The sequence below is a fragment of the Micromonospora sp. URMC 103 genome (assembly GCF_051386435.1).
In the GTDB taxonomy this organism is placed as follows: Bacteria; Actinomycetota; Actinomycetes; order Mycobacteriales; family Micromonosporaceae; genus Micromonospora.
This window is the reverse complement of sequence record NZ_JBPQTR010000004.1, coordinates 1,159,696-1,174,172: the sequence shown is the minus strand read 5'-3', so window position 1 is coordinate 1,174,172 and position 14,477 is coordinate 1,159,696. Positions and strand designations below refer to the sequence as shown.

15 protein-coding genes are annotated in these 14,477 nt (G+C 75.2%); 8 read left to right on the top strand and 7 right to left on the bottom strand.

What is annotated here, in order from left to right; genetic code table 11:
• Nucleotides 1-152: 152 nt before the first annotated feature.
• The 5 genes from ACSNOA_RS09120 to rimP form a co-directional block, all read right to left on the bottom strand.
• Nucleotides 153-446 carry a DUF503 domain-containing protein gene (locus tag ACSNOA_RS09120; protein WP_436657516.1) on the bottom strand — a complete coding sequence of 98 codons (294 nt, stop codon included), beginning with the start codon at nucleotides 444-446 and terminating at the stop codon, nucleotides 153-155.
• Between the two features lie 91 nt (nucleotides 447-537).
• Nucleotides 538-3,558, bottom strand: a complete 3,021-nt coding sequence (infB, locus tag ACSNOA_RS09115) for a translation initiation factor IF-2 (protein WP_436657515.1) — start codon at nucleotides 3,556-3,558, stop codon at nucleotides 538-540.
• Between the two features lie 93 nt (nucleotides 3,559-3,651).
• Nucleotides 3,652-3,984 (bottom strand): YlxR family protein, encoded by a 333-nt coding sequence (locus ACSNOA_RS09110; protein ID WP_436657514.1) that lies wholly within the window; start codon nucleotides 3,982-3,984, stop codon nucleotides 3,652-3,654.
• 15 nt (nucleotides 3,985-3,999) lie between these two features.
• Nucleotides 4,000-5,043, bottom strand: a complete 1,044-nt coding sequence (gene nusA, locus ACSNOA_RS09105; protein ID WP_436657513.1) for a transcription termination factor NusA — start codon at nucleotides 5,041-5,043, stop codon at nucleotides 4,000-4,002.
• On the bottom strand, nucleotides 5,040-5,738 hold the full coding sequence (rimP, locus tag ACSNOA_RS09100) for a ribosome maturation factor RimP (protein ID WP_436657512.1): 699 nt from the start codon (nucleotides 5,736-5,738) through the stop codon (nucleotides 5,040-5,042). The genes nusA and rimP overlap by 4 nt, the downstream gene beginning before the upstream one ends.
• A 160-nt stretch (nucleotides 5,739-5,898) precedes the next feature.
• Between rimP and ACSNOA_RS09095 the strand changes: the two genes are divergently transcribed.
• The 7 genes from ACSNOA_RS09095 (at nucleotide 5,899) to ACSNOA_RS09065 (ending at nucleotide 12,476) form a co-directional block, all read left to right on the top strand.
• Complete coding sequence (locus tag ACSNOA_RS09095) at nucleotides 5,899-6,423, top strand: hypothetical protein (protein ID WP_436658352.1); 525 nt, start codon at nucleotides 5,899-5,901, stop codon at nucleotides 6,421-6,423.
• On the top strand, nucleotides 6,420-6,869 hold the full coding sequence (locus ACSNOA_RS09090; RefSeq protein ID WP_436657511.1) for a ferritin-like domain-containing protein: 450 nt from the start codon (nucleotides 6,420-6,422) through the stop codon (nucleotides 6,867-6,869). The genes ACSNOA_RS09095 and ACSNOA_RS09090 overlap by 4 nt, the downstream gene beginning before the upstream one ends.
• A gap of 79 nt (nucleotides 6,870-6,948) precedes the next feature.
• Nucleotides 6,949-7,539, top strand: coding sequence for a PadR family transcriptional regulator (locus ACSNOA_RS09085; protein ID WP_436657510.1), 591 nt, complete (start codon nucleotides 6,949-6,951; stop codon nucleotides 7,537-7,539).
• On the top strand, nucleotides 7,536-8,270 hold the full coding sequence (locus ACSNOA_RS09080; protein WP_436657509.1) for an ABC transporter ATP-binding protein: 735 nt from the start codon (nucleotides 7,536-7,538) through the stop codon (nucleotides 8,268-8,270). The genes ACSNOA_RS09085 and ACSNOA_RS09080 overlap by 4 nt, the downstream gene beginning before the upstream one ends.
• Nucleotides 8,267-11,077 carry an FtsX-like permease family protein gene (locus ACSNOA_RS09075; protein WP_436657508.1) on the top strand — a complete coding sequence of 937 codons (2,811 nt, stop codon included), beginning with the start codon at nucleotides 8,267-8,269 and terminating at the stop codon, nucleotides 11,075-11,077. The genes ACSNOA_RS09080 and ACSNOA_RS09075 overlap by 4 nt, the downstream gene beginning before the upstream one ends.
• A gap of 49 nt (nucleotides 11,078-11,126) precedes the next feature.
• Nucleotides 11,127-11,627, top strand: coding sequence for a nitroreductase/quinone reductase family protein (locus ACSNOA_RS09070; protein ID WP_436657507.1), 501 nt, complete (start codon nucleotides 11,127-11,129; stop codon nucleotides 11,625-11,627).
• Nucleotides 11,628-11,738: 111 nt separating this feature from the next.
• On the top strand, nucleotides 11,739-12,476 hold the full coding sequence (locus ACSNOA_RS09065) for a nucleotidyltransferase domain-containing protein (RefSeq protein ID WP_436657506.1): 738 nt from the start codon (nucleotides 11,739-11,741) through the stop codon (nucleotides 12,474-12,476).
• A gap of 18 nt (nucleotides 12,477-12,494) precedes the next feature.
• Here ACSNOA_RS09065 and ACSNOA_RS09060 read toward each other — a convergent pair whose 3' ends face one another.
• Together ACSNOA_RS09060 and map are read right to left on the bottom strand one after the other, a co-directional pair.
• A complete protein-coding gene (locus ACSNOA_RS09060; RefSeq protein ID WP_436657505.1) occupies nucleotides 12,495-13,211 on the bottom strand; it encodes a VIT1/CCC1 transporter family protein in 717 nt (238 codons plus the stop codon).
• Entirely contained in the window at nucleotides 13,208-14,065 is an 858-nt protein-coding gene (gene map, locus ACSNOA_RS09055; RefSeq protein WP_436657504.1) for a type I methionyl aminopeptidase, read from the bottom strand. The genes ACSNOA_RS09060 and map overlap by 4 nt, the downstream gene beginning before the upstream one ends.
• 91 nt (nucleotides 14,066-14,156) lie before the next feature.
• Here map and ACSNOA_RS09050 point away from each other — a divergent pair, with 91 nt between their 5' ends.
• Nucleotides 14,157-14,471: an STAS domain-containing protein gene (locus ACSNOA_RS09050; protein WP_436657503.1), complete on the top strand. Its 315-nt coding sequence runs from the start codon at nucleotides 14,157-14,159 to the stop codon at nucleotides 14,469-14,471.
• Nucleotides 14,472-14,477 lie beyond the last annotated feature (6 nt).

The window sequence follows — 14,477 nt, the reverse complement described above, 5'->3', positions numbered from 1 at the left end:
CTCCACGGTGTCCCCTCCCGGCCGGTACGGCGGCCCACCACGCCGCCGGGCCGGACCGGCCAACATCTCGAACACTACCCGCGCCGCCTCGCCCGGCGCGCGGAGCCGGCGGTGCCGTCACCGACCGGACGCGCGGGCGAGCAAGCCGCAGGTCAGTCGTCCTCGCCGTAGAGCCGGCGGCGGACCGACAGCAGCTCGGTCTCCGGCCGGCCGGCGACCAGGCGCTCGCACGAGTCCAGCACCTCGCGGACATGTGCCGCCTCGGCGGCCACCACCGCCACGGCGATCTCCACCCGGCCGTGCAGGTCGAGCGCGCCCACCTCGGCGGCGGACACCTCGAATCGACGCAGCGCCGCCACGATGGGGCGCACGTAGGATCGCTTGGCCTTGAGCGACCGGGAGTCGCCCGGCAGGAGCAGGTCGAAGACCGCGGTTCCGGTGAACATCGCCCCGGACGATACCCGCAACCCGCCCCACATGATCAAGGGGTTTACGCCTTCCGGCGTAAACCCCTCGACCAGTGTGTTCAGCGCGTGATCAGGCGCGCGGCTTCTCCCGCATCTCGAAGGTCTCGATGATGTCGCCGACCTGGACGTTGTTGAACCCACCCAGAGTCAGACCACACTCGAAGCCCTCCCGGACCTCCGTGGCGTCGTCCTTGAACCGCTTCAGCGAGTTGATCGTGAGGTTGTCCGCCACGACCGCCCCGTCCCGCAGCAGACGCGCCTTCGCGTTGCGGCGGATGAGACCGGAGCGGACGATGCAACCGGCGATGTTGCCGATCTTGGACGAACGGAACACATCGCGGATCTCCGCGGTGCCCAGCTCGACCTCCTCGTACTCCGGCTTGAGCAGCCCCTTGAGGGCGGCGTCGATCTCCTCGATGGCCTGGTAGATGACGGTGTAGTACCGGATCTCCACGCCCTCGCGGTCGGCGATCTCCCGGACCTTGTTGGCGGCCCGGACGTTGAAGCCGATGATCGTGACCGCCTCGGTCGAGGCGCTCGCGAGCATGACGTCGCTCTCGGTGATCGCACCGACGCCCCGGTGGATGATCCTGAGCTGGACCTCCTCGGGGATGTCGAGGTTGAACAGCGCGTCCTCGAGGGCCTCCACGGAACCGGAGACGTCGCCCTTGAGCACCAGGTTGAGCGAGGTCTTCTCGCCCTCCTTGAGCTGCTCCATGAGCGTCTCGAGGGTCGCCCGGCCACGGGAGTTGGCGAAGGACGCCGCCCGCCGCCGTGCCTGCCGCTGCTCGGCGATCTGCCGCACCGTGCGGTCGTCCTCGGCCGCCAGGAACGTGTCGCCCGCGCCCGGCACCGCGGTCAGACCGAGCACCATCACCGGACGTGCCGGCCCGGCCTCGACGACCTGGTTGCCGTTCTCGTCGAGCATCGCGCGGACCCGGCCGTGCGCCCCACCGGCGACGATCGAGTCGCCCGCCCGGAGGGTGCCCTTCTGCACCAGCACCGTCGCCACCGCACCGCGGCCCTTGTCCAGGTGCGCCTCGATGGCCACACCCTGCGCCGGCCCGTCGATCGGAGCGGTCAGCTCCAGCGACGCGTCGGCGGTCAGCAGCACGGCCTCGAGCAGGTCCTCGATGCCGATGCCCGGCTTGGCGGCCACGTTGACGAACATGGTGTCGCCGCCGTACTCCTCGGCGACCAGGCCGTACTCGGTCAGCTGCTGGCGGACCTTGTCGGGGTTGGCCTCCGGCTTGTCGACCTTGTTGACCGCCACGACGATCGGCACGTCCGCCGCCTTGGCGTGGTTGAGCGCCTCGATCGTCTGCGGCATCACGCCGTCGTCGGCCGCGACCACCAGGATCACGATGTCGGTGACCTGCGCACCACGGGCACGCATGGCGGTGAACGCCTCGTGACCCGGGGTGTCGATGAACGTGATCGCCCGGTCCTCGCCCTCGTGCGGGACGTGGACCTGGTAGGCGCCGATGTGCTGGGTGATGCCACCCGCCTCACCGGCCACCACGTTCGCCTTACGGATCGCGTCGAGCAGCTTGGTCTTACCGTGGTCGACGTGACCCATGACGGTCACCACCGGCGGCCGGCTGACCAGACGGTCCTCCGCCACCTCGGCGTCCAGGTCGATGTTGAACTGCGCGAGCAGCTCGCGGTCCTCGTCCTCCGGGCTGACGATCTGCACGTCGAAGCCGAGGTGCTCACCCAGCAGCAGCAGGGTCTCGTCGGAGCAGGACTGGGTCGCGGTCACCATCTCGCCCAGGTTGAACATCTCCTGGACCAGTGAACCCGGGTTGGCGTTGATCTTGTCGGCGAAGTCCGACAGCGAGGCGCCACGGGAGAGCCGGACGACCTGACCCTGACCCCGGGGGGCACCCGAGGACATGGTCGGGGCCGACAGGTTGTCGAACTCCTGTCTGCGCTGCTTCTTGGACTTGCGACCGCGGGTCGGCCGACCCCCCGGGCGCCCGAAGGCACCCGCGGCGCCACCGCCACGGCCACGACCGCCACCACCGGGGCGACCGCCGCCACCGGCCGGGGCACCCGGGCGGAAACCGCCGCCGGGAGCACCGCCGCCGCCACCACCGGGGCCGCCGCGGTAGCCACCGCCACCGCCGCCACCACCGGGGCCGCCGCGGTAGCCACCGCCACCGCCGCCACCACCGGGACCGCCACGGAAGCCACCGCCACCACCGGGACGGCCTGCGCCGCCACCGGGGCCGCCACGACCGCCACCGGGGCCGCCGGGGCGACCGGTGGTGGGACGCTGGCTCGGCATGGAGGCCGGGCTGGGCCGCGGCGGCATGGAAGCCGGGCTGGGCCGCGGCGGCATGCCGGCCGGGCTCGGCCGAGGACCGCCGGCACCGGCGGCCGGCGGCCGCTGCTGCTGGCCGCCCTGGATGCCGAACGGGTTGTTACCGGCACCGCGCGCCGGCGGACGACCACCCGGTCGGGGACCCGGACCCGGGGTCGGGCCACCGGGACGACCGGCGGCCGGGGTGCCCGGACGCGGCGGCGCCGCGTTCGGGCCCGGACGCGGACCCGGACGGGGACCGCCCTCGGCCGGGGGCTCCCGGCGGACGTTCTCCCGCTGCTGCTGGCGAGCGGCCTGCGCGGCCTTGACCGCGGCCTCCTGCTCAGCCTTGAGGGCGGCGGCGCGCGCCTCGGCGGCCGCCACCTCGATGTCGTGCGCGCTCGCCGGCTTGGCGACCGGGGCCGCGGGCTGCGGCGGACCGGGAACCGGGCCCTTGGGCTTCGGCCCAGCGGGCGTAGCGGCCGGCCGCCGGGGCGGCATGGGCCGGGCCGAGACCCGGGGGGCACCCGGGGTCGGCGTCGGAGAGGGGGTCGGGGTCGGTGCCGGGCTTGCCGGGCTCGGGGCGGCCGCCGCCGGGGCGGACGGAGCCGACGAACCACCGGCGGACGCGACGAATGCGCCACGCAGCCGCCGGGCGACAGGCGCCTCGACGGTGCTGGACGCGGACTTCACGAACTCGCCCATCTCCTTGAGCTTGGCGAGAACGGTCTTGCTTTCGACCCCGAGCTCTTTTGCAAGCTCGTGTACGCGGGCCTTACCTGCCACTGCACTCCTCACTCCGAGGTCGTGCGGGCAGCACCCGCAGCGACCTCACTCGTGCACTTGAAGCCTGGTCATTTCAGGGACTTCATCGTGTGCTCATGTCGGTCGTCCTACCTTGCTAGCGACCCGCGCCCGGTCGGGTTGACCGGACGTCGTGGATGACGCATCGATGTGCTCCGCGAGCTCACCGTGGTCGAGGACCGCGGTGACGCGCAGCGCCCGCCCGAAGGCGCGGCGCCGAACAGCCAGCGCGAAGCAGGCCGGATCCGGGTGCATGTTCGCGCCCCGACCCGGCAGTCTGCGGGCTGGGTCGGGCCGGAGGCTGTAGCCAGCCTCGTCGCCGACCGCCACGACCCGCAGCAGTTCGCCGGCCGGCGCCCGCCGCCGACAGCCCACACAGGTGCGCTCCGGCCGCGCGCGTCGTGCCACTGAGAAAGTCTACCCCTAGCTGCCGGAGATCGCGCCGCCCGGCTCCGGCACGTGATCAGCCGCGCTCCGGCCGGCCGGGCTCGCCTGCTCGGCGTCCGAGTGGATGTCGATGCGCCAACCGGTCAGACGCGCCGCCAACCGGGCATTCTGCCCTTCCCGGCCGATGGCCAGGGAGAGCTGGAAGTCCGGGACGGTCACCCGGGCGGCGCGACCGGCCAGGTCGACCACCTCGACCCGCAGGGCCTTGGCCGGCGACAACGCGTTGCCCACGAACGTGGCCGGGTCGTCCGACCAGTCGATGATGTCGATCTTCTCGCCGTGCAGCTCGCTCATGACGGCGCGCACCCGCTGCCCCATCGGGCCGATGCAGGCGCCCTTGGCGTTGACGCCGGGCGTCGTCGACCGTACCGCGATCTTCGTGCGGTGACCTGCCTCACGTGCGATGGCGCCGATCTCCACGGTGCCGTCGGCGATCTCCGGCACCTCGAGCGCGAAGAGCTTCTTCACGAGGGCCGGGTGCGACCGGGACAGGGTGATCTGCGGGCCGCGCAGGCCCTTGGCCACGTGCACGACCACGCACCGGATGCGCTCGCCGTGCACGTACCGCTCGCCGGGCACCTGCTCGGACTGCGGCAGCACGCCCTCCAGCTTGCCGAGGTCGACACTGACGATGCCCTTCTCGGCCCGCGCCTCGTGCGCCTGCACGACGCCGGTCACCAGGTCGCCGTCGCGGCCCACGTACTCGCCGAAGTGCGCCTCGTCGGTGGCCTCCCGCAACCGCTGCAGGATCACCTGCTTGGCGGTCATGGCGGCGATCCGGCCGAAGTCGTGGGGGGTGTCGTCCCACTCCCGCACCACGGCGCCCTCGTCGTCCAGTTCCTGCGCGTACACCGAGGCCGCGCCGGACTTGCGGTCGATCTGCACACGCGCGTGCGGCTCGGCGCCCTCGGTGTGCCGGTACGCGGTCAACAGCGCGGTCTCGATCGCCGCGAGGATCGTGTCGAACGGGATCTCCCGCTCGCGCTCCAGTGCGCGCAGCGCCGCGAGGTCGATGTTCACCTCTCCTCGTCCTCCACATCATCTTCGTCGTCGATGTCGTCTGGTTCGCCGGGCTCGCCGGCGTCGCCGAACTCGTCCGCGTCCTCGATCTCGTCGAGGCGGCTGAACTCGACCTGCACCCGTCCGGGGCCGAGGTCGGCGTAGGTCCACTCCGCGCGGCCGGCGTCGGTCTCCAGCTCCACGCGCTCGTCGTCGGCCGCGATGATCCGGCCGGTGAGCTGCCGGTCGCCCGCGGGCTGCTCGCCGCGCTGCCCGGGCAGGGTCGCCGCGTTCCGGGCGGTCACCTTGACCAGCCGGCCCACGTTGCGCCGCCAGTGCCGGGGCAGGGTGAGAGGCCGGTCCACGCCGGGCGAGCTGACCTCGAGCTGGTACTCGCCGGCGACGATGTCGCCACCGGACTCCTCCGCCGCGTCGAGCGCCGCGGAGACCGCCCGGGAGACGTCGGCGACGGCGTCGAGGTTGATCCCGCCGTCGGCGTCCACGATCACCCGCACCACGTGCCGCCGGCCGGCCCGGGAGACGGACAGGTCCTCGAGGTCGTAGCCGGCCTCCCGGACCACGGGCTCGATCACGTCCCGCAACCGGGCGCGCCGGGCGCCGAGGTCGCCACCACCGCGGGGGCGCTCACCGCCGCGGGGCCGCTCGCCACCACGGGGACGCCCCGTCGACCTGGTGGCACGGCCACGCTGCGTCATCTGCGCACCCTTCTCCTGAGCGACGGCGACCCGCTCGTCCCCGCCCCATGCCGGCACGCCACCGGGGCGGACGCGCCCGGTGGCTGCGCAGAGCGTAACGCGCCCGGCGGCCACCCGGCCGAGCGGCGCACCGACGGCGGTGGCCCGCGTACCGCACGCCATGGTGTTGACTTGTGCGGTGGGCACACGCACGACTGCACAGCGCACCGACGCGGCCGGACATTCCCGGCGCGGCCTTCTGCGCGCCGGAGGGCTGCTGGCCCTCGGCGCCGCGGCGGCGCCGCTGACCGGCTGTGATCTTCTCGGCGGCGACGACGGCCCACCGCCGGCCCCCGATCCCCTGCGCCCGCTGCTGGACGAGGCGCTGGCGCTCGCCTCCGGTCACCGGGACGCCGCCGCTGCCCACCCGGAGCTGGCCGCCCTGCTCACCCCCATCGCCGAGGCGCACCAGGCACACGCCACCGAGCTGGCCCGGCTCCTCGGGGTCGCGCTTCCCTCGCCCGGCCCCGCGCCGACGGGCGCCCCGGCCACCGACCCGGACGCCACGCTCGCCGAGCTGCGGCAACGCGAACAGGCCGGCCGGGCCGCCGCCGTCACGGCGTGTGCCGCCGCAGCCGCCGAGCGCGCCGCCCTGGTCGGGTCGATCGCGGCGGCCCGGGCCACCCACCTGGAGGCACTGAAGTGATCGAGCGAGCGGCGCCGGCGGCACCACAGGAGGCGCTGGCCGCGGCGCTGACGGCCGAGTACGCGGCCATCTACGCGTACGGTCCCATCGGGGTACGGCTCACCGGCGCGGCCCGGACCGCTGCCCGGCAGGCCGAAGCCGCGCACCGCGGGCGCCGTGACGCCCTCGTCACGCAGCTCAGCACGGCGGGAGCGACCGTCCCCGCGGATCGGGCGGGGTACGCCCTGCCGTACCCGGTCACCGACCGCGCGAGCGCGCTGCGGCTGGCGGTCGAGGTCGAGGAGCGCACGGCGGCGCACTGGCGGGCGGCGCTGGCCGCCACCACCGGTCGCGACCGCGACCAGGCCCTGGACGCGCTGCTCGACTACGCCGTGCGGGCCACCCGGTGGCGGAAGACGGCCGGGCTCACGCCGGTCACGGTGGCGTTCCCCGGGCGTCCCGTCTGAGCCACGCCGCGGGGTAGCCCGGATCACGCGGGGCCCGCCCCCGCTTGCGGCCCGCATACCTGGTATGCATACTCCGGCCATGTCGATCCGTCACGGGCTGCTCGCCCTGCTCGAACGCGGCCAGATGTACGGCTACCAGCTGCGCGCCGCGTTCGAGGAGTCGACCGGCTCGACCTGGCCGCTGAACATCGGGCAGGTGTACACCACGCTGTCCCGCCTGGAGCGGGACGGGCTGGTGCGCCCGCTGCCGGAGAGCGAGGCCGGGCAGCGCCCGTACGAGATCACCGACGCCGGCCGGGCCGACCTGGCCCTCTGGTTCGCCACGCCGGTGAGCCGGAGCGACCGGCCCCGCGACGAGCTGTCGATCAAACTGGCCCTGGCACTGACCACCCCGGGCGTGGACGTGCGGGCGGTGGTGCAGACCCAGCGGGCCGCCACCATGCGGGCGCTGCAGGAGTTGACCCGGTTGAAGTACGCGAGCGACCGCCCGGAGGACCTGCCGTGGCGGCTGGTGCTCGATGCCATGGTGTTCCAGGCGGAGGCGGAGGTGCGCTGGCTGGACCACTGCGAGACCAGCCTCGTGCGCTACCGCCCGCCCGCACCGGGCGCGCACGGCACGGCGCCACCGGCCGAGGCGGTGCGACCGACCGGCGAGGAGGCGCGGCGGTGAGTGGACCGGACGGCGCGGTGCTCGAGCTGCACGCCGTCCACCGCACCCACGGGTCCGGCCCGGCCGCCGTGCACGCCCTGCGCGGGGTGAGCCTCACCGTCCGGGCGGGCGAGCTGGTCGCCGTGATGGGCCCCTCGGGCTCGGGCAAGTCGACCCTGCTGGCGCTCGCCGGTGGCCTCGACAGCCCCACCTCCGGCGAGGTACGCGTGGACGGGCAGCCGCTGGCCGGGCTGGACCGGCGCGGGCTGGCGCAGCTGCGCCGCCGCCGGATCGGCTACATCTTCCAGGACCTCAACCTGCTGGGCAGCCTGAGCGCCGTGGAGAACGTGGCGCTGCCGCTGGAACTCGACGGCACCGGGGTCCGCCGGGCCCGCGCGCTGGCCCTGGCCGCGCTCGCCGAGGTGGGCCTGCCGGAGCTGGGCGACCGCTTCCCGGACCAGCTCTCCGGCGGCCAGCAGCAGCGGGTGGCGATCGCCCGGGCGCTGGTGGGCGAGCGGCGGCTGGTGCTGGCCGACGAGCCGACCGGGGCCCTGGACTCGCAGACCGGCGAGGCCGTGCTGCACCTGCTGCGCCGCCGGGTGGACGCGGGCGCGGCCGGGCTGCTGGTCACGCACGAGGCGCGGCACGCCGGCTGGGCCGACCGGGTGGTGTTCCTCCGCGACGGCGTGCTTGTCGACTCGACGGCACCGCTGGGCAGCGTCGAACAGCTGCTGAGCGGCACCGGCCGGTGACGATCCGGCCCGGCGGCGCCGTGCGCTTCCGCAGCGGGGGTCGACGGCGGTCGGCGGCGTTCCACCCGGGCGGTCCCCGCCCGCGCGACCCGGGGTCCGGCGGCCGGCGGCACGCCGCGCTGGTCGGCTCGTGGCGTGCCGCGCTGCGCATCGCCCGGCGGGAGGCGCGCCGGGCCCGCGGCCGGACCGCGCTCGTGCTGGCCATGATCGCCCTGCCGGTCCTGCTGTTGACGTTCGTGGCGGTCAGCTACGACATGGCGCAGCTGACCCGGCAGGAGCGGGTCGACCGCCAGCTCGGCGACGCCGACGCGGCACTGCGCTGGACCGGTGACCTCCCGGTCGTCCAAAACGAGGAGGGCGACAGCTGGGAGGCACGGGACGGCGACCAGGTGGGCCCGGGCCGGCCGGCCATCGTCGACGAGGTCACCGCGCTGCTCGGGCCCGGCAGCCGGGCCACCGAGGTGCGGAGGTGGGTGCCGGTCGCGGTGCGCAACGGCGACGGGAACGACACGATGAGGGGCCGGGTGGTGGACCTCACCGACCCGCTCGCGCGCAGCACCGTACGCCTGCGCGGCGGCCGCGCGCCGGCCGCTGCCGACGAGATCGCGGCGAGCCCGGCCGCCCTGCGCTACCTCCACGCCCGGCTCGGCGGCACGGTCACCGCCGCCGACGGCTCCCGCCGGTACCGGCTGGTCGGCGTGGTGGAGTTCCCGGACGACCTGGGCCCGGTGCTCGCCCTGCCCCCGGCCGCGGCGCCGGGGGCCGAGGCGGGCACGGAGTCCGACTGGCTCGTCGACGTGCCCGGGCCGGTGGACGCCGCCCTGGTGGGCCGGCTCAACGCACACGGCGTGGTGGTGACTACCCGGGGTGGGCCGGACGAGAGCCGGCTCCTGAGCCTCTGGCCGGGCGCGAACGCCGCCGACGTGAACGAGATGGGCAGCGCCGTGCTGGTGGGCGGGCTCGGCCTGCTGGAGGTCGTCCTGCTCGTGGGGCCGGCCTTCGCGGTCGGCGTACGGCGGCGGCGCCGGGACCTGGCCCTCCTCGCGGTGGCCGGCGGCGACGCGGCGCAGCTACGCCGGGTGGTCCTGGCCGACGGGGTGGTGCTGGGCTGTCTGGGCGCCGTCGCCGGCCTGGCGCTCGGTGTGGCGGCGGCGTTCGCCGGCCGGCCGCTCGTCGAGCAGTACGTGGTCGGGGCCCGCTTCGGCGGTTACCGCTGCTGGCCGGTCGCCCTCGTGGTGATCGCCGGGGTCGCGGTGCTGGCCGGGGTGCTCGCGGCGCTCGCGCCGGCCTGGACCGCCGCGCGGCAGGACGTGATGGCCGGGCTGGCCGGTCGGCGCACACCACCCCGCAACCGGGGCCGCTGGCTGGCGCTCGGGCTGGCCCTCTCGGCCGGCGGCGCGGCCGTCGCCGCGTTCGGGGCGGCCCGGGCGGGCCCCACCGTGATCCTCGTCGGCGTCATCCTCGGTGAACTGGGCCTGGTGCTCTGCACGCCGACCCTGATCGGCCTGCTCGCGCGGCTCGGCCGGGCGCTGCCGCTGGCGCCCCGGATCGCGCTTCGCGACGCCAGCCGCAACCGCGCGTCCGCGGCGCCCGCGATCTCCGCGGTGATGGCCGCCGTCGCGGCCAGCGTGGCGCTCGGCAGCTATCTGGCCAGTGACACGGCGCGGGACGCCGCGTCCTACCGACCCAGCCTGCCCGCGGGCAACCTCGAGGTCGTCCAGCCGCAGGACCAGCGGCCCGTCCCGCCCGCGGCGCTGGCCGAGGCGGCCCGGACGCACCTGCACGCCGACGCCGTGGCCCCGGTGAACGCCCCGAGCTGCGATCCGGTGCGCGGCCCGGCCGCGATCTGCGAGATCAACCCGGTGCTGCCGCCGGAACGGGCCTGCCCGTGGCGGCCCGGCGACGGGCTGAGCCCCGCGGACCGGCGACGGGCGCGCGCCGACCCGCGCTGCCAGCTCCACTCCCGCGACTACTACGGGGAGTACGTCCAGATCGTCGTGGACGACGGCCGGGCACTACCGATCCTCACCGGCGCGGCGCCCGCCGACCTGGCGGCGGCCGCCGCCGCGCTGCGGGCCGGAGGCGCGGTGGTGACCGACCCCCGCTACGTGGTCGACGGCCGGGTGGCGGTCGCGGTCGACCGGGGCGACGGGGAGCCGCGGTCCGTGGACCGGTCGGTCAGCCTGCTGGCCGCGTACGCGCTGCCGGACACCACGAGCCCCGGCCGGCTCCTGCTCTCCCCCACGGCCGCCACCCGGCTCGGGCTGACCTGGTCGACCGCCTCCTGGGCCGTCTCCACGCCGGCGGCGCCCGACGAGCGGCAGCAGCGCAGGTTCACCGCCGCCCTGTTCGGCTACGGCTCCTTCTATCTGAACGTGGCACCGGACGGGCCGCCGGCCGAGCGGGAGCCGCTGCTGCTCCTGCTCGCCGCCGCGGCCGGTCTCGTGACGGTCGGCGCGGCCGGGATCGCCACCGGCCTCGCCGCGGCGGAGGGCCGGGCCGACCTGTCCACCCTCGCGGCGGTCGGCGCCAGTCCGGGCGTACGCCGGCTGCTCGCGCTCTGTCAGGCCGGGGTGATCGCCGGCCTCGGCTCGGTGCTCGGCATCGTGGCCGGCCTCGGCACGGCGGCGCTCGTGCTGTCCTCCACCAACCGCCAGTACGCGGCCAGCTGGCCCATCGAGGACCCGTACCCGCTGGTCGTCCCCTGGTCGGCGCTCGGCGTCCTGGTGCTGGTGCCGCTGGTGACGATGCTCGGCGCCGGGCTGTTCACCCGGTCCCGTCTGCCCGTCGAGCGGCGACTGGACTGAGCCGGTCCGGGGGTGCCGCCCGGGGCCGCCGGCCGGCAGACTGGTGCCCGTGCCCGTCCTCGGAGCCCTCACCCGCCGCGTCGGCCACCACCGCTGGTTCGCCGCCGCCGCCCGCCTGCTGGTTCCCGCCGACCGGGCGGTCGGCCGGCTGACCCGGGGCCGGGTCGTCGCCCTCGGCCTCGTCCCGTCCCTCATCCTGACGACCACCGGCCGGCGTTCCGGCAAGCCGCGCAGCAACCCGCTGCTGTACGTCCGCGACGGCGACGCGTACGTGGTGGTCGGCTCGAACTGGGGGCAGCCCCACCAGCCCGGCTGGTCGATGAACCTGCTCGCCGATCCGGCCGCGGAGGTGGCCGTGAAGGGTCGCCGCGTCCCCGTACGCGCCGAGGTCGCCAGCGGCGTCGAACGGGACCGGCTCTGGCGACTGCTCGTCACCGAGTGGCCGGCGTACCGGACGTACGTGCGACGGGCCGGTGGCCGGGAGATCCGCGTTTTCCGGCTGGTACCGGTCGGGCGCGGCGCGGCCGGTGACGGCGGCTCGTCTGGCTAGGGTGGTGCGCAGCGCGGTGACCGGCGCCGGCGGACGGCGGGGGCGACGCCCCGACCGGGTGGCGGTGGAGCCGCGGGTGCCCACGGACGTCGCGCGGCAGGAGTGGTCGGCGTGAGCGCGAGCAGCGAGGACGCGGAGATCGACCGGCACCTGGCCGACCCCCGGTGGCTGGTCGCCGAGCGGGTCGCCGAGGCGGCCCGGCGACGTTTCCCCGCCGACGTGCTGGCGGTCGCCGTACACGGTCCGCTGGCCCACGGCGACGACGACGGCGGCGGCGACGGCGAGCTCGGGCTACTCGTGGTGACCTACCGGCCGGAGACCGGCCCGCCCACGGCCACCCGCCGGGTCGACGGCGTGCTCGTCGACCTGACCGTCGCCGGCGCCGACGACTACCTGCGGCAGGCCCGCCTCATCGGCCCGCTGTGGCCGCTCACGGCCGACCGCTACGTCACGACCCGTCCGCTGTACGACCCGACGGGCTGGCTGCGGACCCTGCGCGACGAGCACCTCGGGCGGTTGGCCCGGGCCCGGCCCGCCGAGTTCAGCGCCGCGGCCCGACGGGCCTGGTACCGGGGCCGGGCGGCGCACGCGCGGGCCGCCCGGCTGGCCGAGTGGTACGAGACCGACCAGGCCCTGCTCATGCTCGGCGAGGCCCGGCTCGCCGCGGCCACCGTCAACGGCCTGCTGAGCCGCACCTACTTCCGGGACCCGGGCGACGCGGTCCGGCGGACGGGGCTGGCCGGCGCGGACATGACCGAGGTGGGCGCGGTGCTGGCCCGGCAGGCCGAGGAGCTGACGGCTCGCGGCCAGCCCGTGGACGGCACGGTCGACGACCTCCTCGACGGCTGACCCAGGCGAGGGGGAAGGTCAGCCGAGCCCGCCCTGGACGCCGATCAGGGCGCCCACCGCGTACGTGGCAGCGGCCGCCGCGGCGCCGAGCAGCAGCTGCCGCAGGCCGCTCGACCACCAGGGGCGGTTGGTGAAGCGGGCCACCACGGCCCCCGCCAGGAACAGACCGAGCCCGCCGACGCCGAGCGCGAGCCACAGGGCGGTGAAGCCCAGGAGGTAGGTGATCAGCGGCACGAGCGCGCCCACCGAGAAGAACAGGAACGACGAGATCGCCGCCGCCCACGGGCTCGGCTGGTCGTCCGGGTCGACACCCAGCTCCTCCCGGACGTGCATCCGCAGCGCCTCCTCCGGATTGCGCCGCACCGCCTCGGCCACCTGCATGGCCAGGTCCCGGGGCAGGCCGCGGGCCACCCAGGCGTCGGCCAGCTCCCGGGCCTCCGCCTCGGGATGCCGCTCCAGCTCCCGGCGCTCCTTGGCCACCTCGGCGGCGACCTGCTCGTTGGCCGACCGGACGCTCGTGTACTCGCCCAGCCCCATCGAGATGGCGCCGGCCACCAGGCCCGCGGCGCCCGTCAGCACGATGCTGCGCGGCGACACCCCACCGCCGCCCACCCCGGCAATCAGGGCGATGTTGGTGACCAGGCCGTCCATCGCCCCGAACACCGCCGGGCGCAGCCAGCCACCGGAGACGTCGGCGTGGTGCGCCTCGCGCAGCGCGGCCGGGCTGTCGGTCACGGCAGGGTCAGGATCTCGTGGCCGTCCTCGGTCACCACGATCGTGTGCTCGAACTGCGCCGTCCACTTCCGGTCCTTGGTGACGACGGTCCACCCGTCGTCCCACATGTCGTACTGGTAGGTGCCGAGGGTGATCATCGGCTCGATCGTGAACGTCATGCCCGGCTCCATGATGTCGGTGGGCCGGGGGCTGTCGTAGTGCGGCACGTAGAGCCCGCTGTGGAACGCCTCGCCGATGCCGTGCCCGGTGAAGTCGCGCACCACGCCGTAGCCGAAGCGCTTGGCGTACGACTCGATGACCCGCCCGATCACGTTGATCTGCCGGCCCGGGGCGACCGCCCGGATGCCCCGCATCATCGCCTCGTGGGTGCGCTCGACCAGCAGGCGGGCCTCCTCGCTGACCTCGCCGACACAGAACGTGGCGTCCGTGTCGCCGTGCACCCCGTCGAGGTACGCGGTCACGTCGACGTTGATGATGTCGCCGTCCTGGAGGACCGTCGAGTCGGGGATGCCGTGGCAGATCACCTCGTTGAGGCTGGTGCAGCACGACTTGGGGAAGCCCCGGTAGCCCAGCGTCGACGGGTAGGCGCCGTGGTCGCAGAGGAACTCGTGCACCACCCGGTCGATCTCGTCGGTGGTGACGCCGGGCTTGCAGTGCTCTCCGGCGAGCTGGGTCGCCTGGGCGGCGAGCCGGCCGGCGACCCGCATCTTCTCGATGGTCTCCGGCGTCTGCACGTGCGACCCGCGCCACTCCGTCGGGGCCTTCTTGCCCACGTACTCGGGACGGGTGATGTGGGCGGGCACCGCCCGCCACGGCGAGAGCGTGCCTGGGGTCAACGGCGCACGGACGGTCATGGGTTCAGCCTATCGCCGCCACGCGGGAGCGTTCCGCCACGGCCCGGCGGGCGGTGTTGCCCCACCTCTCCCGTTGTGCCATGGTGTCTGCGTGGATCAAGGGGCTGCGCCGCCCGTGTTCTCCGCCACCGCGGAGGTCGATGGCGAACACCTCCGTGTGGTCGTGGCCGGCGAGGTCGACATGGCGACCGCCGACACCATGTTCCAGACCGCGCTCCGCGAGCCCGCCGCACGGGTCACGCTCGACCTGCGCGCGGTCACCTTCTTCGACTCCGCCGCGATCCACGCCCTCGTCCGGCTGGCCCAGCGAATCCCGGACGCGCTCACCGTGCTGCCGTCCCGGCAGGTCCGCCGCGTGCTCGACATCTCCGGGCTCGGCGAGCAGCCCTGGCTGCGCGCCGACTGACCGCCC